Origin of the sequence: Streptococcus phocae, from assembly GCF_001302265.1 — a bacterium.
Taxonomy (GTDB): domain Bacteria; phylum Bacillota; class Bacilli; order Lactobacillales; family Streptococcaceae; genus Streptococcus; species Streptococcus phocae.
Genome location: NZ_LHQM01000021.1, coordinates 1 through 21,764, shown reverse-complemented (window position 1 = coordinate 21,764; position 21,764 = coordinate 1). Strand labels below are relative to the sequence as shown.

Here is a 21,764-nt window from a genome sequence, read left to right as displayed (position 1 = left end):
TTTGGGGGTCAGTACATTACATTGAGGGGCTTTTTTTGTACTTATGATTATGTCAAGAAGAGAAAAAGAGAGTGGCGACTCCTCTTGGGCTTTACCATATGACTACCAGTTTCTTTATTTTGGAGCAACGAGTCCTCTAAGATAGGCATACTCCTGCATCTCATCGTAGGAATAGCCATTATCATAGCCATAATGATCCCCAGGCCTCATATCTGATGGTCTAGTAATCATATACACATCAACATTTCTAGTGCCGTTATCATCGTACTGGTCAACGCGTCCTGTGATGGTATAGTTGCTAATATTATACGGATCTAAATTGTTAAATAAGATTCTATTTTTAGTGAGCGGGTCATAGCCATCTGTAAAGTCAATGTCTTCTTCATGGCGAATTAAAAGACTTGTTTGTACGAGTAAGCGATCATTACTAGCATCAATGTAGCGAACATCTATAATTTCTGACTTTGCTTTTTCTGCAAATTTATCTTTTCTGACAACAGTATAAACTTCTGATATCAGATCACTATTGTCATTTTCTGTCATGGAATTCTGGTGACTTTGCGTTACAGGAATAAATTCGCGATGTTTTACTGTATAGGAATACTGACCGTAGTGTAAAAAGGTATAATCTTTGTTATCGTGAACTACTTTTGTAGCTAATCGATCAAGAATAGCATAACCTGGGTATTTTTTTCTAATAACTGTTGAGCCTTTTCTTTTAAATCACTTGAGGTGAAGGTTGTCCCGACAGGTACACGACCCAAGTCCACTTCCTCAGAAAGAAAAGGTTTTTCGTCTTCCATAGAAGAAAATTGAACATTGTAATACATGTTTATATCAGCTGCAGGATTTTTAAGTTGATCAGGGGTGAGTTCAGTCATCTCCTCTAAAACAACATGTCCTGTCAGCAAGTACTCCTGAATGTCATTTTTCCCGAGATTGACCGAGCCATCTGCGTCTGCCTTGTACAATTTCCCATACCGATCTGTCAGGCGAGCATCTGTGTCAAAGTCAATGACTCGATACCTCTTTCCATCAAGATCTGTTTGTAACATTTGATACTGAACAGCCTCTAATAATGCTTCTTTTTGTAAAATAGACGAGTTAATATCATAATCGATAAATCTGATATGAATATCATCTTCTTTACCCTTTAAGCGGCCATTGACCGATATGACCAAATTACTCTTTTGTGGCTGCAGTTGACTGGTTTCAATCCAATCAGATCCAGCAATGGCATGAGCAGTTTGTGCCCCAACCAATGTGGTTGCACAAGTTAATACAATGCTAAACAACTTAACATATGTTTTCATAAGAAACCTCTTTTCCTCATAATTGCAAGTCCTTAAACCTGCATAGGGCTATTAGTGGTAACTAATAGTGATGCGTGATGGAACTGTTTTAGGTTATTTTTTGATGAAAAATAGTCGCTGTTACATCTGGTTGAGTCATGCCCTTCTAGAGACCCGACTCAAATGGTTAAGAAAAGCAATGATACGTGTCATAACATGACTGTTATTGATTAACTCTTTAATGGTAGCGCAACGGCTTTCTCTCTTTAAATCATTTAGAATAGTGATGTGCTGATCAGTTGTTTGAAAGATAACACAGGGGTGACGATATTGACAAAAAAGCTCCCTAAATAGTGCCAAGGATGCTTTTGAAAGTCATCATTCACTAGATAGGGAGTTTTTTTAAAGAGGGTATTGCCTTAGTTAATGGCTGCAAGCAATGCTTCAGCTTGTGCTAACAAACTAGCTTGAGTTTCTTCTGAAACTTCAAGAACGCCTGTGCTCCAAGCTTCTGGGTTAACAGTTGCTTTTGTGAATTCACCAGCAGCTGTTGTACGGATAAATGGAAGTAAGTCATTGTAGATAGCAAACATTGGCTCATGTCCACCATTAGCAACTGATGAAACTGTCACCACTTTGCCACCGATAGCTGAAGGTCCTGTTGGATCTGACAAGTCAAGAGCGCGTGATGCCCAGTCAAGAAGGTTTTTCACTGAACCTGGGATAGAGAAGTTGTAAACTGGTGAGAAAATCCAGATTGCGTCTGCAGCTTGGATTGCTTCACGAACTTTAGCAACTGACTCAGGCGTGTTTGCTTCTAAATCTTGGCTAAAGACTGGTACTTGTGCCCAATCAAGATAAGATACAGTTGCTTTGCCTTCAAGAGCTTTTTCAGCAGCTTGTGCTAATTGGTGGTTAAATGAACCTTTGCGTAGTGAACCGTTGATAAATAGAATGTTTTTCATTTCTTTTTCTCCCTTAAAGATACTTTTTAGTTTAGCAATAATAGACATGACGTCTCCTTCAATATCACTAAGTAGTGATTATTTTACTATGTAGTAATTATATCTTTCTTTGGAGGTTCTGTAAAGTGTTTTGTTTATAAATCTTTAAATTTTTTGAGAAGTTCTATTAATTGCAACTGTTCTTCTTGTGAAAAGATGGAAAAAGCTGACTCCACGCGCTCAATATGCTTGGGCAAGACCTGCTCAATGAGGGTCTTTCCAGTTTCAGTCAAACAAACCACGTGGGCTCTTTTATCATCAGGGTCTTTGTGTCGTTCTATCCAGCCATTTCTTTCCATATTTCTTAGCACAACTGTCATGTTGCCAGATGTTGCTAGCAAGGATTCAATCAAGTGGTTGATTCGCATGCCTCCTTTGGAGTATAAGACCTCTAAAACACCAAACTGAGTTGGTGTTAAGTCGGCACACTTAAACACATCAGAACCATAGGCATCTAAGGTGCGCTGTGCCTTACGAAAAACGACCATCGCTTTTAAAGCAGGATTTTTATCTAGGTGACTCATGTTATTCTCTCTCTTTATTATTCGTTATAAAAAAATGAAATGGGTCATCATTTCTGATATGACACCATTCCATTTTTGCAATGTTATGTGGCTAAACTCAGTTAGGATTGGTTTTGATAAACAAGTTTCTCGGCATGAGAGGCCTTGTTACATTTTATCATAGGCTTTTCTAAAAGAAAAGATGGCTAGCTAAAGAAATCATCAAAAAGGCTCAGCTGATTATCGTCTGGCATATTGCCTAAGATGCCCATCTCATCCATTTTTTCAACCAGAGTCGATGAGGCACCCCCTCGTTTTCGTAGCTCTGTTTTAGATAAGAACTCACCTTCCTCGCGGGCTTTGACAAGTTGCTTGGCCACGTTCTCACCAAGGCCCTCCATAGCAATGAAAGGCGGGATAAGGGTATCCCCTTCAATTTGAAATTCTGTGGCATGGCTCTTGTACAAATCAAGTTTGCCAAAGATAAAGCCACGCTCTAGCATCTCATTAACAATCTCTAAGGTGGTAAAGAGGTCATTTTCCACATTTGACGCTTCGTTTTGTTTGCGTTTCAGACTGATGTCTTCCATACGCGCCTTGACAGCTTTTAAGCCACCACTCATGGTTTTTAACTCAAAAGCCTTTGCCCGAATGGAAAAATAAGCACAATAATACATGATGGGATGGTGAACTTTAAAGTAAGCAACTCGCAACGCCATCAAAACATAGGCTGCCGCATGGGCTTTAGGGAACATATATTTAATTTTTCCACAAGATTCAATGTACCAGTTTGGGACGTTGTTTTCTTTCATGGCTTGTATGTAAGACTGACGTTCTTCTTCTGATATTTTAAGCCATAAGCCCTTACGAACACGTTCCATAATGGTAAAGGCCATTTTAGGATCTAATCCAGCATGCATCAGATAAACCATAATATCGTCCCGACAACCAATAACCGTTTTTAGGGTGGCAGTGCCATCTTTGATGAGATCTTGGGCATTTCCTAGCCAAACGTCTGTTCCGTGAGAAAGCCCTGATAGTTGGACCAGCTCCGCAAAAGTGGTGGGGTGTGTTTCATTAACCATGCCACGGACAAAATTAGTTCCAAACTCTGGAATACCAAGCATGCCTGTAGGCGTTCCGATTTGCTCTGGCGTGACACCTAAGACCTCTGTCCCAGAAAACAGCGCCATCACACCTGGATCGTCTGGTGAAATGGTGCTCGGATCGATACCTGATAAATCTTGGAGCTTACGAATCATGGTAGGGTCATCATGCCCTAGGATATCAAGCTTTAGAACGTTCTCATCAATATCATGGAAGTTGAAATGAGTCGTTTGCCAAGATGCACCGACGTCATCTGCAGGGAACTGAACAGGCGTAAAATCATAAACATCCATATAATTAGGGATAACAACAATCCCCCCTGGGTGTTGACCAGTCGTTCGTTTAACTCCCGCAGCTCCTGCAGCTAAACGGTCAACCTCTGCATCAGGATATTGCTTACCAAAATCACGCTCGTAGCCTTTGACAAAGCCATAGGCTGTTTTTTCAGCAACGGTACCAACCGTGCCTGCACGAAAGGCATAGTCCGCACCGAAAATATCACGAACATCCAAATGGGCACGTGATTGGTCATCTCCAGAAAAGTTCAAATCAATATCGGGAACCTTGTCGCCGTCAAACCCCAAGAAGGTTTCAAAGGGAATGTCTTGCCCATCTTTTTTATAGAGGGTTCCACATTTAGGACACTGCTTATCTTCTAAGTCATAGCCTGAACCAACTGAACCATCAGTAATAAACTCAGAGTGTCTGCATTTAGGGCATACGTAGTGTGGTGGCATTGGATTAACCTCTGTGATACCAATCATTGTCGCCACAAAGCTAGAGCCCACAGACCCCCGTGACCCTACCAGGTAGCCTCGTTCATTGGAGCGATTTACTAGCATTTGCGAAGCCAAATAAATCACGGCAAAGCCATTTCCCAAAATCGAGGTGAGTTCTTTTTCAATGCGCAAATCAATAATATCAGGTAGCGGATTGCCATATAATTCAAAGGCCTTTTGGTAAGTCAATTCAGCGACGGTTTCTTCCGCCTTATCAATATAGGGCGTGTAAAGGTCGCCTTTGACCACTTCGACCTCCTCAATCTGGTCAGCCAAGTCCTGAGTGTTTTGAACAACTAGCTGATAAGCCAAATCTTCTCCTAAAAAGGCAAATTCATCTATCATTTCATTAGTGGTTCTAAAGTGGGCTTTTGGCAAGGGAGCTGGCTTTGCCCCTTCTCCTCGTCCGATGGTTCGGTTAATCATGGCACCTTGACCAAGACTGCGTACAATAATCTCTCGATAAATCTCATCTTCTGGTTCTAGGTAATGGACATTTCCTGTCGCTAGGACTGGCTTGTTAGCCTTGCGCCCAACCTCAATCAAGTCTCGAATCACCTGTTGGACGCCAGCCTGGTCTTTGATGAGTTCTCGTGCGATGAGCGGTTCATAAGTGGCTGGAGGCATAACCTCAATAAAATCATAGTATTTGGCAAGTTTGACTGCTGCATCAACACCCTGTGATAAAACAGCATCAAAAACTTCACCCTCAGAACAGGCCGTGCCGACAATCAGACCCTCACGGTAAGCATCAAGAACTGTTCTTGGAATCCTTGGAACTCCCTCAAAATACTTGATATTAGATAAACTAACGAGTTTAAACATGTTTTTGAGACCGACTTGATTCTGCACATAAATCGTAGCATGCTTGATGCGGGCTTTTTTATAAGAATCCTCAGCAACCAGTTGCGTGTTTAATGCCATCAAGTTGGTGATGCCGTGTTTTTCACGAGCTTCTCTTAGGAAAATAAACAACAGCCGACCTGTCGCTTCAGCATCATAATTGGCCATGTGATGGTGATCAAGGCTAACTTGGAAACGTTTGGTCAAAGGTCCCAGACCATGACGCTTATACTCTGGATAGAGGTTTCTCGCAAACTCGAGGGTGTCAATGACTGGTTGATTAATCTTTGGCAGGTCGTATTTGGCATAGTTGGCATTCATAAAACCAACGTCAAAACTGGCATTGTGGGCCACTAGGACACTGCCTTGGCAAAAGTCCTGAAAAGCTTTGAGGACCTCAACCAAAGGCTTGGCACCAACCAAGTGGTTATCAGTGATTCCTGTTAACTCTGTGGTAAAGGTAGATAAGGGATGTCCTGGATTAATAAACTCATCAAACTGTTCCACGATGTTTCCTTTGAACATCTTCGAGGCGGCAATCTGAATCAAGTCATTATTAATGGCTGATAATCCGGTGGTCTCCACGTCAAAAACCACGTAAGTAGCCTCATGTAAGTCTAAATCTACAGGGTCGTAAGAAATGGGAACCTTGTCTTCGACAATGTTGGCTTCGAGCCCGAAAATAGCCTTGATGCCAGCCTTGCGTGCTCTATGGTAGCCATGTGGAAAGCTCTGCACATTGCCATGGTCTGTAATAGCCACAGCCTTGTGTCCCCATTTAGCCGCTGTGTCAATCAACGATTCGACCGTTGGCAAAGCATCCATGGTGGACATGTTGGTGTGCGCATGAAATTCCACACGCTTTTGCCCTTCTGGCATCAGGTCCTTGCGCTCATGATGGACAATTTCTTTGACCTGCTGGACGTTCATGGTCAAACTCTTGGTATAAGCATTGTTTTCCACGTTACCCTGAACTCGTAGCCAAGCTCCCTTGGCAATCATGTCAAATTTACGCAGGTCATCGTCATCTTTAGCCCATTTTTGCATGACAAAAGACGAGGTGTAGTCAGTCATTTTAAAGTTAATGATGTGGCGGCCTGTCCGAGTGGTGCGTCGCTCCACATCAAAGACCATACCTTCAAAAACAATGCGATTTTCTTCCATAATCACCTCGCTCATAGGCGTAATGATAGCTTTATCAAAGCCAGTTTGGCGCTTAGACGCCCGCTCTTTGTAATCAAGCTTAGGCTCAGGAGCGCTCGTTTCTGCCGGTGGTTGCATAGCTTCAAGTGATTTTTGTGCCTCTAGGCTTTCTTGCGCTGCTTTTTCCAAAAGGGCTTGACGATTGCTGACAAAATCCTGTGTCAAATGCTCCGTCATTTCTTGGTCTGAAATCATCTCAATATCTAGCGTGCCAAAGCCGAATTTAGTAAATTGAGCTGCCAGATTAGGCAGGTGATTTTTTCTAAAATGCTCATTATTGACAAACTTTGGTGCCGCGATTATCAGTTTATCATCCTGGTAGGTCACCTTTAGTTTGGCAAAAGATGATTTAAAGCTAGCGCCATTGCATGGAGGATGCTCGAATGCCTCCTGATAATAGGCCTGTAACACATCATCTGAAAAATCAATCTGGGCAGCTGTAATGTCAAACGTAGCCTTGATGTCAGCCGCCTCAAAGGTTCTCACCAGTCTGTCTGACAGCTCTTGATAAATCTCGATGGGCAAAATTTCGGCAAAGGCAAAGTGAAACTCCCACAAACGTGACACTGAGTGAACCTTGACCTCAATAATATCCGCAGATGAAAAAGCACTTGAGCGTCTCATATCAAGCGGCATTTCTATTTGTTCCATCAATTTCACGAATAAATCTGACATAATGTTCTCCTGATTTTCTTAGGCTTTATTTTACCACAATTGCCTTTTATTTTCGACCATGAGTTTGCTTTACGGCTAAAGGAGGTCTTCAAAGGATCTTCTAGCCTGCCGCCAAAAGAAAAGGCCAACCTGCGTTGACCTTTTGTGTTAGTTATCTTTGGTTAAAATTTCAAGGGTTTCAATCACGTTATCTAGGCTAACTTCAATCGTGTCACCTGTTGCCTTGATTTTGATTTCAACGATGCCTTCAGCAGCTTTTTTACCTACTGTGATACGAATTGGCAGACCAATCAAATCACTATCTGAGAATTTTGAGCCAACACGTTCTGGTCGGTCATCGGTCAAGACCTCATAGCCCTTAGCCATCAAGTTGGCCTCTAATTTGGCAGTTAATTCTTGAGCAGTCTGGTCTTTGACATTGACGGTAATGATATGCACATCAAACGGCGCCAACTCTTTAGGGAAGTTAATACCCCAAGCGTATCGGTAGTCGCCTTTTGGCGTTTTAGTGACAAAAAGACGGGCATGCTGCTCGATAACAGCTGACAAGATACGGCTCACGCCAATCCCGTAACAGCCCATAACGATTGGCACTGCTCTGCCATTTTCATCAAGAATGGTCGCTCCCATACTATCTGAGTAGCGGGTTCCCAATTTGAAGATGTGGCCAATTTCAATCCCACGTGCAAACTGAAGAACGCCTTTGCCATCTGGAGATAGCTCGCCTTCTTTGACTTCGCGGATATCAACATATTCTGCTTGGAAATCGCGTTTTGGGTTAACCCCTGTCAGGTGGTAGCCATCTTTGTTAGCACCAGCAACAGCATTTGCCAAGTCTTGCACCTTACGGTCAGCTACGATACGGCTACCTTCTGCTAGGTTAACTGGACCAAGTGAACCAAAGTCAGCTCCAAAGAAGGCTTTTGCCTCTTCTGGATTTGCTGGCTCTAAGAAGTCAGTACCCAAGTAATTTTTCAACTTGACATCATTGACCTTGTCGTTACCAACGAGTAAGGCAACAACAGGCTCACCGTCAGCCATAAAGAGCATAGTTTTAATGGTTTGGCTTTCGTCTACAGACAAGAAAGCAGAAACTTCATCAATTGATTTGCAACCTGGTGTGGCTACTTCAACAAGTTGCTGAGCTGAGGTAACCTTGCCTGATGGCTTGTAAGCATTGGTCGCCATCTCAAGGTTAGCAGCGTAATCAGACTCGTTTGAGTAAGCAATGGTGTCCTCTCCAGAAACTAACCATGAAGACAGCTCTGCTTTAATATCAGCCAAAACATCCTCTGGGATAGCGTCGATAGAAGGAATTGATTTGTCCAAGACCAACCAACGGTTTAGGTCTGTTCGAGGAGGTGTGATAGCCATAAACTCTTGAGAGTCCTTGCCTCCCATCGCACCACCATCTCCGATAATGCCTTTAAAATCAAGTCCGGCACGTTTAAAAATCGCTTCATAGGCTTGTCTATAATCTTCATAAGTAATGTCCAAGTCTTCATAGTTTTGATGAAAACTGTAGCCATCTTTCATGACAAATTCACGGGTTCTAAGCAACCCATTTCGAGGGCGTTTTTCATCACGGTATTTGGATTGGATTTGGTAAAGGTTTAAAGGCAGTTGTTTGTAAGATTTAACGGCATCACGCACCAAAGTGGTAAAGGTTTCTTCGTGCGTAGGACCTAAAATGAAATCTGATTTGTCGCGGTTTTTAAGCTTGTAAAGGTCCTCGCCATAAGTGTCGTAACGGCCTGATTCGCGCCACAAGTCAGCCGTCAATAAGGCTGGCGCTAGCATTTCGACAGCACCGATTTTTTCAAATTCTTGACGCATGATGGTTTTGAATTTTTCAAGGGTGCGATTAGCCAGTGGCAAATAAGCATAAATCCCTGCAGAAACTTGGCGAACATAGCCTGCTCGCATCATCAAGGCATGGCTGATAACCTGAGCATCACTTGGCATTTCACGCAAGGTTGGGATAAGCAGTTTACTTTGTTTCATTGTAGTGTTCTCCTAAGTGTTAAAAAAAGGCTCTCATAATATCGTTCCAGGTTACGGCAACCATGAGGACAACCATAATAGCAACGCCAGCTAATGTGATATAGGTCTCTGTTTCTTGCTTTAGAGGTTTGCGGCGAATAGCCTCAATAAGGTTCATGAAAATCTTACCTCCATCTAAAGCAGGAATCGGAATCAGATTAAAAATCCCTAGGTTTACAGACAAAATAGCCATCAAGTACAAGACTGACTCTATACCATTTTGTGCTGCCTGGCTAGACATTTGGTAGATAGCAACAGGACCACCCAGCTGATTCAAGCTAAAGTTGGTGATGAGATTTTTCAAGGTCTTGATAATGGTAAAACCTGACTCAAAGGTCAAAAGTGCTCCACCTTTTAGCTTGTCTGCGAGACCTGTCTTGAGGGGGCTTTGAACCCCGATGACATACTGGCCACTTGTTTTTTCAGGGCGAATGGTCGCTGTTTTGACCTTGTTATTAGTTTGGTAAGTTACCTGAAGGGTGTCCGCTTGGGTAAAACCTTTCGTCGACTGGGCAATGGCTTGTGTCAACTCAGACCAATTAGCCACTTTTTGACCATCAACCTTTAAGATTTGGTCATTCGTTTTGATTCCTGACTGAGCAGCAGGCCCATTTTCAACAACACGGATGTGATTGCTTGTCGAATCAGGGACACCTCCTTGAACAAAAACAAGAAGGGTAAACACAAGTAGTCCCAAAATAAAGTTATTCATAGGTCCTGCAAAGTTTGTGATCAATCTGCCAGGAATGCTAGCATTTTGGTACTGAACGTCCAGTGGAGCAATGCGGATTTCTGTGCCGTCTTCTTCGACGATAGTCGCGTCGTGTTCCACGTCGTAGGACTTGGTCTCATCAACAACTAATCCCGTGATGGTCAAGTCCTTTTCCAAATCATAGGCCGTTACATTCATGGGAAGACTCGTGGGATCAATCTTACTTTGTGACAGGTTGATCCGCTTGACACGGCCTTGGTCATTAAGGGTCAAGCTCGCAGGTGTTCCTGTTTTGATTTCTGTCTTGTCGTCACCCCAGCCTGCCATACGGACATAGCCGCCTAGAGGTAGGATGCGAATGGTGTATAAAGTCCCATCTTGGTCGACATGAGAAAAGAGCTTTGGCCCCATTCCAATGGCAAATTCTCTTACCAAAATGCCAGACTTTTTGGCAAAATAGAAATGTCCAAATTCATGAACAATGACTAAGATACCAAAGATGATAATAAAGGTTATTATTCCTAACATAGAGTTCCTTTCAACTGATAATTTTTAGAATAACCCAAAAAGATGCATGATTGGAAATACAAAAATCATGGAGTCAAAACGGTCTAAAATCCCACCGTGTCCTGGAATTAATCTGCCTGAGTCTTTGACTCCAAAGTGACGTTTGATGGCACTTTCCACCAAATCACCAAATTGAGCAAAAACAGAAAACAAGGCTACTAAAACCAGCATCATTAAAAAGCTGTGCGGGGCGTAAACCGTCTTGTCAAACAACATAAATACCACAGACACGACAACAGCACTCGCAATACCACCTAGGCTACCTTCGATGGTTTTATTGGGAGAGACGGTAGGCATCAGTTTATGTTGCCCAAAGCGTCGCCCAATCATATAGGCCCCAATGTCTGTCGCCCAGACAATGAAAAGGGCTAATAAGACCTTATCAATCCCAACCATGCGGGCGTTAACCAGGTTTTGAAAGCCAATCCCAACATAAAAACTAGCGGCAATTGGAAAAGCAGCATCCTCAAACGAATACGATTCACTCGTAATCACTGTGCCTGCTAACAAGAAGAAAACAAGCAAGGTAAACATGGCAAAATTCGCATCAATCGGGAGGAAAGTCAGATAATTCCCCATCGGAACGGTCAGCACAAAGGCTGCCAACATGGCAAAGACCCCCTCAAATGAAAAGACCTCAAGCCGTTTCATCCTGAGCAACTCGGATACCCCTATCATGGCTAACATCCCGACAAATAGTTGGAAAGGAAGCCTTCCAATGATTAGAAAAGGTAGGAAGATTGCTGCTGCAATACCACCCCATATGACACGTTTTTCCATAAATTTCTCCTTTTAAAGTCGACCAAAACGACGGTGGCGATGATTATAGTCTGAGATAGCTTTGAGCAACTCTGCTTTTTTGAAATCAGGCCATAAAACAGGCGTGAAATAAAACTCGCTATAGGCAGATTGCCAAGGCAAAAAATTGCTCAATCGGATTTCGCCACTGGTTCTGATAATCAAATCAGGGTTGCGGTAAAGATAAGGCAAATGATCTGTCATCAAGTAATTGGCAATCAAGTCCTCGCTGACATCATCTGGATTTAATTTTGCGTCTAAGACATCTTGGGCAATCAAGCGCACCGCATTAGTGATTTCTGCTCGGCCACCATAATTAAGGGCAAAATTTAAAATAAGCCCCGTATTGCGCCTAGTTGTCTCAACAGCAGCGTTTAATGCCTCTAAGGTCTTGGCAGGCAAGCCCTGCTTTTCACCAATCATCTGCACTTTGACATTGTTCTCGTGCAATTTCGGCACGTACTTGTCAAAAAATTCAACCGGCAAATTCATGATAAAATTGACCTCGTTTTGTGGGCGTGACCAGTTTTCAGTCGAAAAGGCATAGACAGTCAAGACCTTTACCCCCAACTCAGCTGCCGCAATAGTGACTTCTTGTAGGGTATCCATGCCAGCCTTATGCCCAAACACTCGCGGTTGCAACCGTTTTTTAGCCCAACGGCCATTACCATCCATGATGATTCCAATATGTTTTGGAATGTTATCCAAAACTAGTTTTTTTGATTTCGCTTTTAATCCAAACATGTTTTTTCCTTATATATAAGCATACTTACCTCATATTCTACCATATTTCAAAAGGTTTGGCTCTCTTTTTATCATCAGAGCCAGCAAAAAATAGCCCCTTGGGGCATGCTTATTTTTTGGTGACGCTTCCTTGTTTAAAAAGTGTCAACAATTCGAGCTTATCACAACAAAGAAGCCTGAAACATACTGTTCCAGGCTCTCGCGTGTTAGTTATTGTCGATAGATGTTTCGATGGCATTTTCTGAAATGGCATCTTCTACAACGACAGACTCATCTGCCGCAACAGGAGTTACCTCACCACCTACTTTTGTCATAATGCGTTTGATTGCTGATAGTTCAAATGGCAAGTACACGCCATCAACATCTAAAACAACCTCTTTGGCTGCTAGGTCAACCTCGTCTACCATGGCAATCAAGCCACCAATGGTAACGACCTTGTCCCCTTTTTCAATCGCATTGAGTTGTTTTTGGCGTTCTTGCGCCTGTTTTTTTTGTTGACGTTGCATAAACCAGATCAAACCGATCATCACAACGAACATTAAAATTGTTGGGTATCCCATAGTATCTCCTTGTTTTTATCTAAAAGTCAAGTCCTACTATATCAAATTTACGCTGACATAGCAAGGCTAGGCTGGATAGCCGTGCGAGCTTATTGGTTTAAAAAATCCAAAATAGCGTCTTCTGAAAGGCTCGAATCACAGACAGCCTTGACCTGTTGATTTTTGATAACCAAGAGAGCTGGAACTGTTTTTAGGCCGTGCTCATTTCGAAATGCCTGGATGTCCTCAAGCTCGTCAGGGTTTTCACTATTGACAAATAAAATACTCTTTTGATGCTCTGTAGCAACCTTTGCCAATTTTGGTGCAAACCGACGGCAATATGGACAAGTCGCTCTCCCAATAAAAACCGCCAACTCCTCATTAGCCTCTATCTTTTGGATGAGTTCTGGCATGGCTACTTCTTGAAACTGGGCTACGCTTTCGTCGAATGTCATTTGATTTACCTCGCCTATCTTTAATCTATTGTCTCTATCATACAATATTTTTAACGCCTTCTCAACCAAAAGCGTTTACAGAAAGAAAGCTGCGCCGTTACCTAAAAACAGCAAACTCTTGTCACAAGAGTCTGCTGTAAGGATATGTAAAACAGGGCTAGGACAGCTTGATGCAAAAAGCATCCCAGGCTTGCAAGCGTTGAGTTTCAAAGATGTGAGCTACCAAGGTGTTGCTTATCACCTCCTCAAAACCACTCACTTCTAACTTTAAAGGCTGCTCTTGGTCTGACAGGTTAACCACAATAATGTAAGCCTCTTCTGAGGTAGAGCGCTTGTAGGCAAAAACTTTATCAGTAGTATCTAAAAGGGTATAGTCAGCATCAATTAGCCAATCCTGAGTCTGCCTAAGGGCAATCAGTTTTTGATAGGTGTAAAAAATAGAGTCTGGATTGGCCAAGGCTTTTTCTACATTGATTTCCTCATAGTTAGGGTTGACCGGTAACCAGGTCTCTGATGCTGTCGAAAAGCCTGCTTGAGGGGTGTCATCCCACTGCATTGGTGTCCGTGCATTGTCTCGACCAATCATGCGGATACTTGCCATGATGTCCTCGTTTGAGGTTCCTTTTTCTAGCGCCTCTCTTGCATAATTCAAAGACTCAATGTCGTCAATCTCTGTCAGGTCCTTAAATGGGTAGTTGGTCATGCCAATCTCTTCACCTTGGTAAATGTAAGGCGTCCCTCGCATCAAGTGCAGCAAAATAGCGAAAGCCTTAGCTGATTTTTCACGGTACGTGGTATCATTTCCCCAGATGGAGACGATCCGTGGCAAATCATGGTTGTTCCAAAACAAGGAGTTCCACCCCTCACCAAGCCCTAGCTCTGTCTGCCATTTGCTAAAGATATCTTTTAAAGTTGGCACAGACAACTCATCCACATAATCCCACTTAGGAGCGTCTGGTTTGTGCTGCAAGCCTATGTGCTCAAATTGAAAGACCATGGACAGCTCTTGGTTATCTGGATGCGAATATTGACGAGCAATCTCAGGCGTAGCCCCCCAGGTTTCTCCTACTGTCATGACGTCATGTTTGCCAAAACTAGCTTGATTCATTTCCTTGAGGTAGTCGTGCAAGAGCGGACCGTTGCCAGTGATTTCAGCGTCTGGCTGCTTGCCAATCAAATCAATCACATCCATGCGAAAACCACCAATCCCCTTGTCAATCCAATAGGTCATCATGTCGTAAATCTTTTGGCGCAACTGAGCATTTTCCCAATTGAGGTCTGGTTGTTTTTTGCTAAATAGGTGCAAATAGTACTGGCCTGAAGCTTGGTCAAACTCCCAGGCAGAGCCCGAGAAAATCGACAGCAACCCATTTGGCTCATCACGCCAAATATAATAATCTCGCTCTGGGCTATCTGGATTTTCCCTCGCTTCAATAAACCAAGCGTGCTCGTCCGAGGTATGATTAACCACCAAATCCATGATGATACGAATGCCTCGCTCTTTGGCTTGCTTGAGGAGCTCATCCATATCGTCCATGCTACCAAAAACCTCTGCAATAGCCTGATAATCAGAAATGTCATAGCCGTTATCATCCATAGGGGACTGGTAAACTGGCGAGAGCCAAATGGCGGTAATGCCAAGTTTTTGGAGATAGTCTAGTCGACTGATGATGCCTTTGAGATCACCGATCCCATTACCGGTGGTGTCTACAAAAGAGCGTGGGTAGATTTGGTAAATTGTGGCTTTGTGCCACCAGTGTTTCTTCATATCTAATCTCATTTCTATTTGGTGACAACAAAATCCCCAAAGATTGTTTTCGGGATTTTGTTATATTCTAGGAGGCCTGATTAACGAATCGCTTGCTCGGTGTCAAGGTCAAAGAAATGTCCCTTAGCCACATTAAAGGTCAAGCTGACTTTCTCACCTGGGTTATGAAAATCTCGCGCATCGACTCGTGAGGCAAACTCGGTTTGCCCAATTTTAACATAAAGCATGGTTTCTGACCCTAATAGCTCTGACACTAATACCTCCGCTTGAACATTGGCATTTGGATAAGTGTCATGAACAATCTGGTTGCCTGAGATATCCTCTGGACGAATGCCAAAGGTAACGGTTTTCCCCATGTAGCCAGCAGCTTCTAGCATCTTAGACTGACCTTCTGGCAGGGCAATGTCCAAGCCATCTAGACTGGTTAATCGGGTCTTACCAACCTTAACCTCAAAGAAATTCATGGATGGGCTACCGATAAAGCCAGCGACAAATTTATTAGCTGGAGAATTGTACAACTCCTGAGGAGACCCAACCTGTTCTATTTTACCAATACTGCCGTTGCCTTGTGGGTTTTTGGTGGCACTCATAATAACAATACGGTCTGCTAGTGTCATAGCTTCAGTTTGGTCGTGAGTTACATAAATGGTTGTTGAGCCGATACGACGGTGAATTTTAGCAATCTCCGCACGCATGGACACACGCAACTTAGCATCCAAGTTTGACAAAGGCTCATCCATCAAGAAGACCTTGGCATCACGGACAATGGCACGACCCATAGCCACACGCTGACGTTGTCCTCCTGATAAATCAGCAGGCTTGCGCTCCAAAAACTCGGTCAAGCCCAAAATCTCAGCAGCTTCTTTGACACGACGATCAATATCATCTTTTTTATACTTGCGCAGCTTTAGCCCAAAAGCCATGTTGTCATAAACCGTCATGTGTGGATAAAGGGCATAATTCTGGAAGACCATGGCAATATCGCGGTCCTTAGGTGACTTGTCGTTGACCACCTGACCATCGATTTTCAACTCCCCTTCGGTAATGTCCTCAAGCCCTGCAATCATGCGCAATGTGGTTGATTTCCCACAGCCAGAAGGGCCAACAAAAACGATAAATTCCTTGTCCTTGATGTCCAAATTAAAATCTTCAACCGCATAGTGGCTGGTATTTGGGTATTTTTTATAAATATGATTCAAGTTTAATTCGACCATGTGTGACTCCTTTTATCCAAAAGTATCGTTTGACACCTCTTATTCTTGCCTTTATTATAGCAAAGATAACGATTACAAAAAAGAGACAAGGCGCCCAATCTTCTTTGGGCACCTTGCACATTATGAGCCTTTCAGCATGACCAAATAAGCTACCGCCAAATGGTCCAAAGTCTTCACATGGAGACCGGTCTGATGGGCAAATTTCTCGATTTTATACTGTAGGGAATTGCGATGAATGTAGAGCCGCTGAGCGGTCTGGACTAGATTGCCCTGCTCTTGCCACAAGGTCCTCACCAAACTAGCCATCTCAGCATTGCTCTGCAGGAACTGTCCAATAGTCTGACTTAAAACAGAGGCCCCCTCCCCCACCACCAGTGACCACAACATGACCTCGGAAAAGGTCAACAACCTGCCACTGGATTTTTGGGTGAGATAGGCTGAAAAGAGCTGGTTTTCCGCCTCAAAAATGTCTCGCAAAGCCGCACCTACTAGTTGGCTCCAGGTATTTCCGACAAAAATCGTCAAGGCCAAGCCAAAATCACTCTCAATAGTGGGCAAAATCGGTCGCAACAAGGACAAGAGCTCCACCGCATCCGCCTGTCCTAGTAAAAATGCCGTACGCGTCTGACTCATTGGCAATACCGCAGACACCTCTGGCAACAAACTGGTCAAAAAAGCGATCAAATCATCAGACAAAGGCTCCTGATGATTAAGGTAGAGAAACTGATACCGCTCGAGCACCTCTGGCTGATTGCCTTGTCGCCTAATCAGGTAACGCTCCCAAAGCGACACCGAACGGCTCGCATCAGATAGGGCAGACCGACCCAGGGTCAATAGGAGCGCTTCTTTTTCTGACAGGTCGGTCTTTGGAAAATGCCAGTAACGCCCCCCATCCTCAATACTGATCCACTCCGGATCTGTCAGGGGAAAAGCCCCCTCACGCACCTCTGGAAAATAATCTTTCAGATTCATAGCCATTCCTTTCATCGAGCATGTTAGTCACATTATATCATAGAAAGCTCTGCGGCGTTGACCCTTGTAACAGGCAAAGCTTTTCTCCTATCAAAAAAAGGGTTCATTTTGCAACGCGCAAAAGAAACCCTTTTAAATCACACCGATGACGCTTGTCGCCTCACCGATTTTTAGTATCAAGCACAATCGTCACTGGCCCGTCATTAATCAGACTGACCTGCATGTCTGCACCAAAGACCCCGCGCTTAACAGGAACATGCTCTGCTAGCTGGTCGTTAAAACGGTCATAATAGGCGCTAGCCATCTCAGGTCTGGCTGCTCCCGTAAAGGCAGGGCCGTTCCCTTTTTTGGTATCTGCGTAGAGGGTAAACTGAGAGATGGACAAAATACTGCCACCAACGTCCGTTAACGATAGGTTCATTTTGCCATCGGCGTCCGAAAATAACCGCATGTTGGTGATTTTACGCACCGCATAGGTCACATCCTCCGCCTCATCATCTGGCCCAATGCCCACTAATAAGAGGAGGCCCTGCTCAATAGCGCCAACACTTTCCCCAGCAATAGAAACCGAGGCCTGGCTGACACGCTGAATAATGATTTTCATGTCTTTCTCCTTAACCGATAATCTAACCGTTGGTCCGCTTGACGCTGTAAACGTCAGGGACTGCCTTGATTTTTTCAACAACCGTGGTCAGCTCCGTCAGATTAGGAATGCCAAAGCTCACGTGGATGTTGGCAAATTTCATGTCCTTGGTCGGCTGAGCGTTGAGTGTGGAGATGCTCTTGGTCGAGTTTGAGATGATTTGTAGGACATCATTAAGCAGACCACTGCGGTTGAAACCATAGATATCGACCTCTGCCTGATAATCCTTGCTCGACTGCTTCACGTCCCACTCCACCTCGATGAGGCGCTCTTGGTAGCCGTCTTGACCTTTGATGTTGTTACAGTCCGATCGGTGAATGGCAATGCCACGCCCCTTGGTAATGTAGCCTTCAATAGGGTCTCCAGGTACAGGATTGCAACACTTGGCGATACGCATCAAAAGGCCTGACGCCCCCTGAATAATAACCCCGTTTTCACTGCGAACCTTGAGAACCTCTCGATTTTCCTGCTTGACCTCGCCACCCTTGACCAGCTCTTCGGCCTCTGCCTTGGCCTTGGCGCGCTCTTCCTCACGGCGTTCTTTTTCAGTCAGCTTGTTAAAGATGCTGATGGGACTAATGTCCCCAAAGCCCACAGCAGCGTACAAGGATTCCTCGCTCTTGACGCTAACTCTTGGTAGGATTTCCTCGATGCGTTTTTTGTCTAGGTATTTATTAGCGACATAGCCTTGCTCTTGGAAATAATTAACCAAAAGCTCGCGCCCTTTGTTGACAGAGAGTTCCTTGTCCTGATTTTTAAAGAACTGGCGGATTTTGTTGCGTGCCTTGCTGGTTTTGACCAGCTTGATCCAGTCACGACTAGGGCCAAAGGAATTGGGATTGGTCACAATCTCGACCACATCACCTGTTTTGAGCTTGGCAGTCAGAGGTACCATCCGACCATTTACCTTGGCGCCTGTGGCTTTTTCCCCCACCTGTGTGTGAATGGCGTAGGCAAAGTCAATGGGACCAGATTCCTTAGGCAGTTCCTGCACAGCACCCGTCGGGGTAAACACATAGATGCGCTCTGAAAAGATGTCCTCTTTGACCGCATCCACAAAGTCCTTAGCGTCACCGTTAGAAGCATCCTGTAGCTCAACCAGCTCCTGAATCCAGTTCATGCCGACCTTTTGCTCAGCTTGATTGACCTTGCCTCGGATTCCCTTTTTATAGGCCCAGTGCGCCGCAACCCCGTACTCAGCGACCTTGTGCATTTCCTTGGTCCGAATCTGAATCTCGATAGGCCCTTTTGGCCCATAAACCGTGGTGTGAATAGACTGGTAGCCGTTGGCTTTGGGCGCTGCGATATAGTCTTTAAAGCGACCAGGCATCGGGCGCCAGAGCTCATGGATGTAGCCCACCATAGCATAGACGTCACTTTGGGTTTTCATGATGCAACGAATGGCTATCAAATCAAAGATCTGGTCAAATCGTTTCTTTTTGTCCCGCATTTTGCGGTAAATGGAGTAGATATGTTTGGGGCGCCCATAGACATCTCCGTAGAGGTCTTGCTCGCCCGTGTAGCTAGTGATTTTGCCCACGATATCCTCAACCAAGGCCTCACGCTCACGCCGTTTTTCTCGCATCATGTGTGAAATCTTGTAAAACTCCACTTCATTGAGGTAGCGAAAGGACAAATCCTCTAGCTCCCACTTGATGCGACTGATCCCTAGACGATGTGCCAAAGGCGCATAAATCTCCATAGTTTCACGCGAGATGCGCTCTTGTTTGTCCTTGCGCAGGTGCTTGAGGGTACGCATGTTGTGAAGACGGTCAGAGAGTTTGACTAAAATCACGCGGATGTCTTTGGACATGGCCATGAGCATCTTGCGGTGGTTTTCAGCCAACTGCTCCTCATGAGATTTGTACTCGACCTTACCTAGCTTGGTCACACCATCTACGATGTCCCGCACATCCTTACCAAAATCAGCCTCGATGTCATCCAGTGTGGTATCGGTGTCTTCGACCACATCATGTAAAAAGCCACAGGCAACCGTGACCGCATCCAGATGAAGCTCTGCCAGTATCCCCGCCACCTGTATGGGGTGGACAATATAGGGCTCTCCTGATTTTCTCACTTGATAAAAATGAGCAGCTATCGCATAATCCAGCGCTTTTTTGACAAAGGCAACGTCTGCGTCATTCATGTGTTTGGCCGCAAGCGCCACAACCTCTGCTCCTGATAAATTGATTTCTTTTGCCATGCTTATCCTCATCTAATAATCTTTTATCTATTTTAACACGTTAGCCAAAAAAGAAAAAGAAGGAACGATTACGACAGAAAAAAGCCCCTAGGCGTCACCTTGTAGAAGCCTCCAGATTGTGGTAAACTGATTAGTAAAATCCAAAAACCCTGTCCAAGGAGACCCATATGACCGATTTAACCATCGTTTTTATTAGCCTAAGCGGCAATACCCTGAGCTTTGTCAAGCGCATGTCCCAGCACCTGCTAGAAAACCATAAAATCACCACCAGACAAATCAACATCAAAGACCTCAAGCACGAGACCTTTCCACTCACCGGGCCCTACATCGCGGTTTTGCCGACCTACTTAGAAGGAGGCAACGGCCTTGACTCTGGTGAGGTTGAGATTTTAACTAATCCTCTCGGAGACTTTATCTCAGCCCATGACAATGCCAAGCACTGCCTCGGCATCATCGGCTCTGGCAATAAAAACTTTAACCACCAGTATTGCCTAACCGCCAAACAATACGCCAAGCGCTTTGGTTTCCCCATGCTAGGCGACTTTGAGCTCAGAGGCGACCAGTCAGACATCCAGCGCCTAGCTGGTGTCATCCTAGAGGCGCTAAATGCCCTTAACAATTAACCAGTCATAACCACCCATGAAAACGTGTGGCTTGTACACCGGCTATAAGCCGTTTCTCTCCAGCGACGTCTAAAGACGTTCGCTGAACTTCGTTCAGGTTAGTGCTATAATTACTTGACTAATGCCCGTAACAACAGGCTTTTATCTTGTTCTAAAACTACCATCTGAAAATGGATCTTCATACTCTTTGACACTCAATTGATCAAGTGCAATGTCATTTTTCTCCTGCTCGCGAATGTATTTCGCAACTGTCTTTTCATTCAGTCCAACGGTACTAACATAGTAGCCTCTAGCCCAAAACTTTCGATTTCCATACTTGTATTTTAAATTGGCATGTTTATCAAATATCATTAGAGCACTTTTGCTTTTTAAGTATCCCATAAAATCGGAAATCGAAAGTTTCGGTGGGATCAACACAAGCATATGAACATGATCTGGTATCATGTGTCCCTCAATGATTTCCACGCCTTTGTATTGACATAGATGACGGAAAATAGAAATTAAGTCCTGTCTAATTTTGTAGTAAATGGATTTTCTCCGGTACTTAGGTGTGAAAACTATGTGATATTTGCACATCCATTTAGTGTGTGATAAACTGTAACTGGTTTTAGCCATTTCTTTTTCCTCCTTTATCTAACCTGAACAATTAGATTATAACAGGAAAAAGAAATGAAAGCTCAAAGCCTTGTCAGCCACCAGCATAGCTGGTGGTTTTATTGTTTTTCTCTACGAGAAAAACTGGCTCGAAGCCATAACAAAAAGAGGACCCTGGGTCCTCTTTTTACAAACACACGTTATCAGCAATGATAACAGAGTGATTAGTCTTCTTTGCGTTTAGCTGATACTGCTAACACGCCAGCGCTTGCCATAACAGCAACGGCTGCTGCAGTGAAGAATGGATTTGTTGACTCACCAGTTGATGGCAATTGGTGCTCAGCTTTAGGCGCAACTGCTTTAGGAGCAATTGGAGTCGCTGGAGTCAATTTAGTCATTGGCACTGATGACTTGCCATCCTTATGACCTTTTGGTGCTTTGTCTGAGTTGTCTTTAGTGTCTTTTTCTGGTTTAACTTCTGGT

Annotated in this window: 19 protein-coding genes; 1 reads left to right on the top strand and 18 read right to left on the bottom strand. The window is 44.0% G+C overall.

Annotated elements, in window-relative coordinates; genetic code table 11:
- Nucleotides 1-114: 114 nt before the first annotated feature.
- The 16 genes from AKK44_RS05515 to AKK44_RS05440 all read right to left on the bottom strand — a co-directional run bounded on the left by AKK44_RS05515 (nt 115) and on the right by AKK44_RS05440 (nt 20,064).
- Nucleotides 115-543 carry a hypothetical protein gene (locus AKK44_RS05515; protein WP_054278860.1) on the bottom strand — a complete coding sequence of 143 codons (429 nt, stop codon included), beginning with the start codon at nt 541-543 and terminating at the stop codon, nt 115-117.
- Between the two features lie 113 nt (nt 544-656).
- Nucleotides 657-1,313: a staphylokinase domain-containing protein gene (locus AKK44_RS05510; RefSeq protein ID WP_054278859.1), complete on the bottom strand. Its 657-nt coding sequence runs from the start codon at nt 1,311-1,313 to the stop codon at nt 657-659.
- 398 nt (nt 1,314-1,711) lie between these two features.
- Entirely contained in the window at nt 1,712-2,257 is a 546-nt protein-coding gene (locus tag AKK44_RS05505; RefSeq protein WP_152569086.1) for an NADPH-dependent FMN reductase, read from the bottom strand.
- 134 nt (nt 2,258-2,391) lie between these two features.
- Nucleotides 2,392-2,820, bottom strand: coding sequence for a MarR family winged helix-turn-helix transcriptional regulator (locus tag AKK44_RS05500; protein ID WP_054278858.1), 429 nt, complete (start codon nt 2,818-2,820; stop codon nt 2,392-2,394).
- 185 nt (nt 2,821-3,005) lie between these two features.
- Complete coding sequence (locus AKK44_RS05495) at nt 3,006-7,406, bottom strand: PolC-type DNA polymerase III (protein WP_054278857.1); 4,401 nt, start codon at nt 7,404-7,406, stop codon at nt 3,006-3,008.
- A gap of 147 nt (nt 7,407-7,553) precedes the next feature.
- The gene (locus tag AKK44_RS05490) at nt 7,554-9,410 is read right to left on the bottom strand and encodes a proline--tRNA ligase (RefSeq protein WP_054278856.1); all 1,857 of its coding nucleotides are present in this window, start codon (nt 9,408-9,410) and stop codon (nt 7,554-7,556) included.
- A gap of 19 nt (nt 9,411-9,429) precedes the next feature.
- Nucleotides 9,430-10,689, bottom strand: coding sequence for an RIP metalloprotease RseP (gene rseP / locus AKK44_RS05485; RefSeq protein ID WP_037595946.1), 1,260 nt, complete (start codon nt 10,687-10,689; stop codon nt 9,430-9,432).
- Between the two features lie 24 nt (nt 10,690-10,713).
- Nucleotides 10,714-11,508 carry a phosphatidate cytidylyltransferase gene (locus AKK44_RS05480; RefSeq protein WP_054278855.1) on the bottom strand — a complete coding sequence of 265 codons (795 nt, stop codon included), beginning with the start codon at nt 11,506-11,508 and terminating at the stop codon, nt 10,714-10,716.
- Between the two features lie 12 nt (nt 11,509-11,520).
- Nucleotides 11,521-12,270, bottom strand: coding sequence for an isoprenyl transferase (locus tag AKK44_RS05475; RefSeq protein WP_037595950.1), 750 nt, complete (start codon nt 12,268-12,270; stop codon nt 11,521-11,523).
- Between the two features lie 206 nt (nt 12,271-12,476).
- Nucleotides 12,477-12,830 (bottom strand): preprotein translocase subunit YajC, encoded by a 354-nt coding sequence (yajC, locus tag AKK44_RS05470; RefSeq protein WP_054278854.1) that lies wholly within the window; start codon nt 12,828-12,830, stop codon nt 12,477-12,479.
- Nucleotides 12,831-12,919: 89 nt separating this feature from the next.
- A complete protein-coding gene (locus tag AKK44_RS05465) occupies nt 12,920-13,264 on the bottom strand; it encodes a thioredoxin domain-containing protein (protein ID WP_054278853.1) in 345 nt (114 codons plus the stop codon).
- A 157-nt stretch (nt 13,265-13,421) separates the two neighbouring features.
- Entirely contained in the window at nt 13,422-15,032 is a 1,611-nt protein-coding gene (dexB, locus tag AKK44_RS05460; RefSeq protein ID WP_054278852.1) for a glucan 1,6-alpha-glucosidase DexB, read from the bottom strand.
- Between the two features lie 80 nt (nt 15,033-15,112).
- A complete protein-coding gene (locus AKK44_RS05455; protein WP_037595955.1) occupies nt 15,113-16,246 on the bottom strand; it encodes an ABC transporter ATP-binding protein in 1,134 nt (377 codons plus the stop codon).
- Between the two features lie 120 nt (nt 16,247-16,366).
- A complete protein-coding gene (locus AKK44_RS05450; RefSeq protein ID WP_054278851.1) occupies nt 16,367-17,218 on the bottom strand; it encodes a helix-turn-helix domain-containing protein in 852 nt (283 codons plus the stop codon).
- Nucleotides 17,219-17,378: 160 nt separating this feature from the next.
- Entirely contained in the window at nt 17,379-17,822 is a 444-nt protein-coding gene (dtd, locus tag AKK44_RS05445; RefSeq protein ID WP_054278850.1) for a D-aminoacyl-tRNA deacylase, read from the bottom strand.
- Between the two features lie 22 nt (nt 17,823-17,844).
- Nucleotides 17,845-20,064 carry a RelA/SpoT family protein gene (locus AKK44_RS05440; RefSeq protein WP_054278849.1) on the bottom strand — a complete coding sequence of 740 codons (2,220 nt, stop codon included), beginning with the start codon at nt 20,062-20,064 and terminating at the stop codon, nt 17,845-17,847.
- A gap of 167 nt (nt 20,065-20,231) precedes the next feature.
- On the opposite strand from AKK44_RS05440, the gene nrdI reads away from it, so the two are divergent.
- A complete protein-coding gene (nrdI, locus tag AKK44_RS05435; RefSeq protein WP_054278848.1) occupies nt 20,232-20,687 on the top strand; it encodes a class Ib ribonucleoside-diphosphate reductase assembly flavoprotein NrdI in 456 nt (151 codons plus the stop codon).
- A gap of 141 nt (nt 20,688-20,828) precedes the next feature.
- Here the strand turns inward: nrdI and tnpA are convergent, their stop codons facing one another.
- Complete coding sequence (tnpA, locus tag AKK44_RS05430; protein ID WP_054278847.1) at nt 20,829-21,302, bottom strand: IS200/IS605 family transposase; 474 nt, start codon at nt 21,300-21,302, stop codon at nt 20,829-20,831.
- 203 nt (nt 21,303-21,505) lie between these two features.
- Nucleotides 21,506-21,764 (bottom strand): LPXTG cell wall anchor domain-containing protein (locus AKK44_RS08875; protein ID WP_152911065.1); only part of this gene is annotated, 259 nt, incomplete at its 5' end.

Coding starts and splice junctions, on each gene's coding strand:
- AKK44_RS05500 (WP_054278858.1), bottom strand. CDS start 2,820: ATGAGTCACCTAGATAAAAATCCTGCTTTAAAAGCGATGGTCGTTTTT.
- dexB (WP_054278852.1), bottom strand. CDS start 15,032: ATGAAGAAACACTGGTGGCACAAAGCCACAATTTACCAAATCTACCCA.
- yajC (WP_054278854.1), bottom strand. CDS start 12,830: ATGGGATACCCAACAATTTTAATGTTCGTTGTGATGATCGGTTTGATC.
- nrdI (WP_054278848.1), top strand. CDS start 20,232: ATGACCGATTTAACCATCGTTTTTATTAGCCTAAGCGGCAATACCCTG.
- AKK44_RS05490 (WP_054278856.1), bottom strand. CDS start 9,410: ATGAAACAAAGTAAACTGCTTATCCCAACCTTGCGTGAAATGCCAAGT.
- AKK44_RS05510 (WP_054278859.1), bottom strand. CDS start 1,313: ATGAAAACATATGTTAAGTTGTTTAGCATTGTATTAACTTGTGCAACC.
- AKK44_RS05450 (WP_054278851.1), bottom strand. CDS start 17,218: ATGAATCTGAAAGATTATTTTCCAGAGGTGCGTGAGGGGGCTTTTCCC.
- AKK44_RS05440 (WP_054278849.1), bottom strand. CDS start 20,064: ATGGCAAAAGAAATCAATTTATCAGGAGCAGAGGTTGTGGCGCTTGCG.
- AKK44_RS05515 (WP_054278860.1), bottom strand. CDS start 543: ATGACAGAAAATGACAATAGTGATCTGATATCAGAAGTTTATACTGTT.
- AKK44_RS05505 (WP_152569086.1), bottom strand. CDS start 2,257: ATGAAAAACATTCTATTTATCAACGGTTCACTACGCAAAGGTTCATTT.
- rseP (WP_037595946.1), bottom strand. CDS start 10,689: ATGTTAGGAATAATAACCTTTATTATCATCTTTGGTATCTTAGTCATT.
- AKK44_RS05455 (WP_037595955.1), bottom strand. CDS start 16,246: ATGGTCGAATTAAACTTGAATCATATTTATAAAAAATACCCAAATACC.
- dtd (WP_054278850.1), bottom strand. CDS start 17,822: ATGAAAATCATTATTCAGCGTGTCAGCCAGGCCTCGGTTTCTATTGCT.
- AKK44_RS05475 (WP_037595950.1), bottom strand. CDS start 12,270: ATGTTTGGATTAAAAGCGAAATCAAAAAAACTAGTTTTGGATAACATT.
- AKK44_RS05465 (WP_054278853.1), bottom strand. CDS start 13,264: ATGACATTCGACGAAAGCGTAGCCCAGTTTCAAGAAGTAGCCATGCCA.
- AKK44_RS05480 (WP_054278855.1), bottom strand. CDS start 11,508: ATGGAAAAACGTGTCATATGGGGTGGTATTGCAGCAGCAATCTTCCTA.
- tnpA (WP_054278847.1), bottom strand. CDS start 21,302: ATGGCTAAAACCAGTTACAGTTTATCACACACTAAATGGATGTGCAAA.
- AKK44_RS05495 (WP_054278857.1), bottom strand. CDS start 7,406: ATGTCAGATTTATTCGTGAAATTGATGGAACAAATAGAAATGCCGCTT.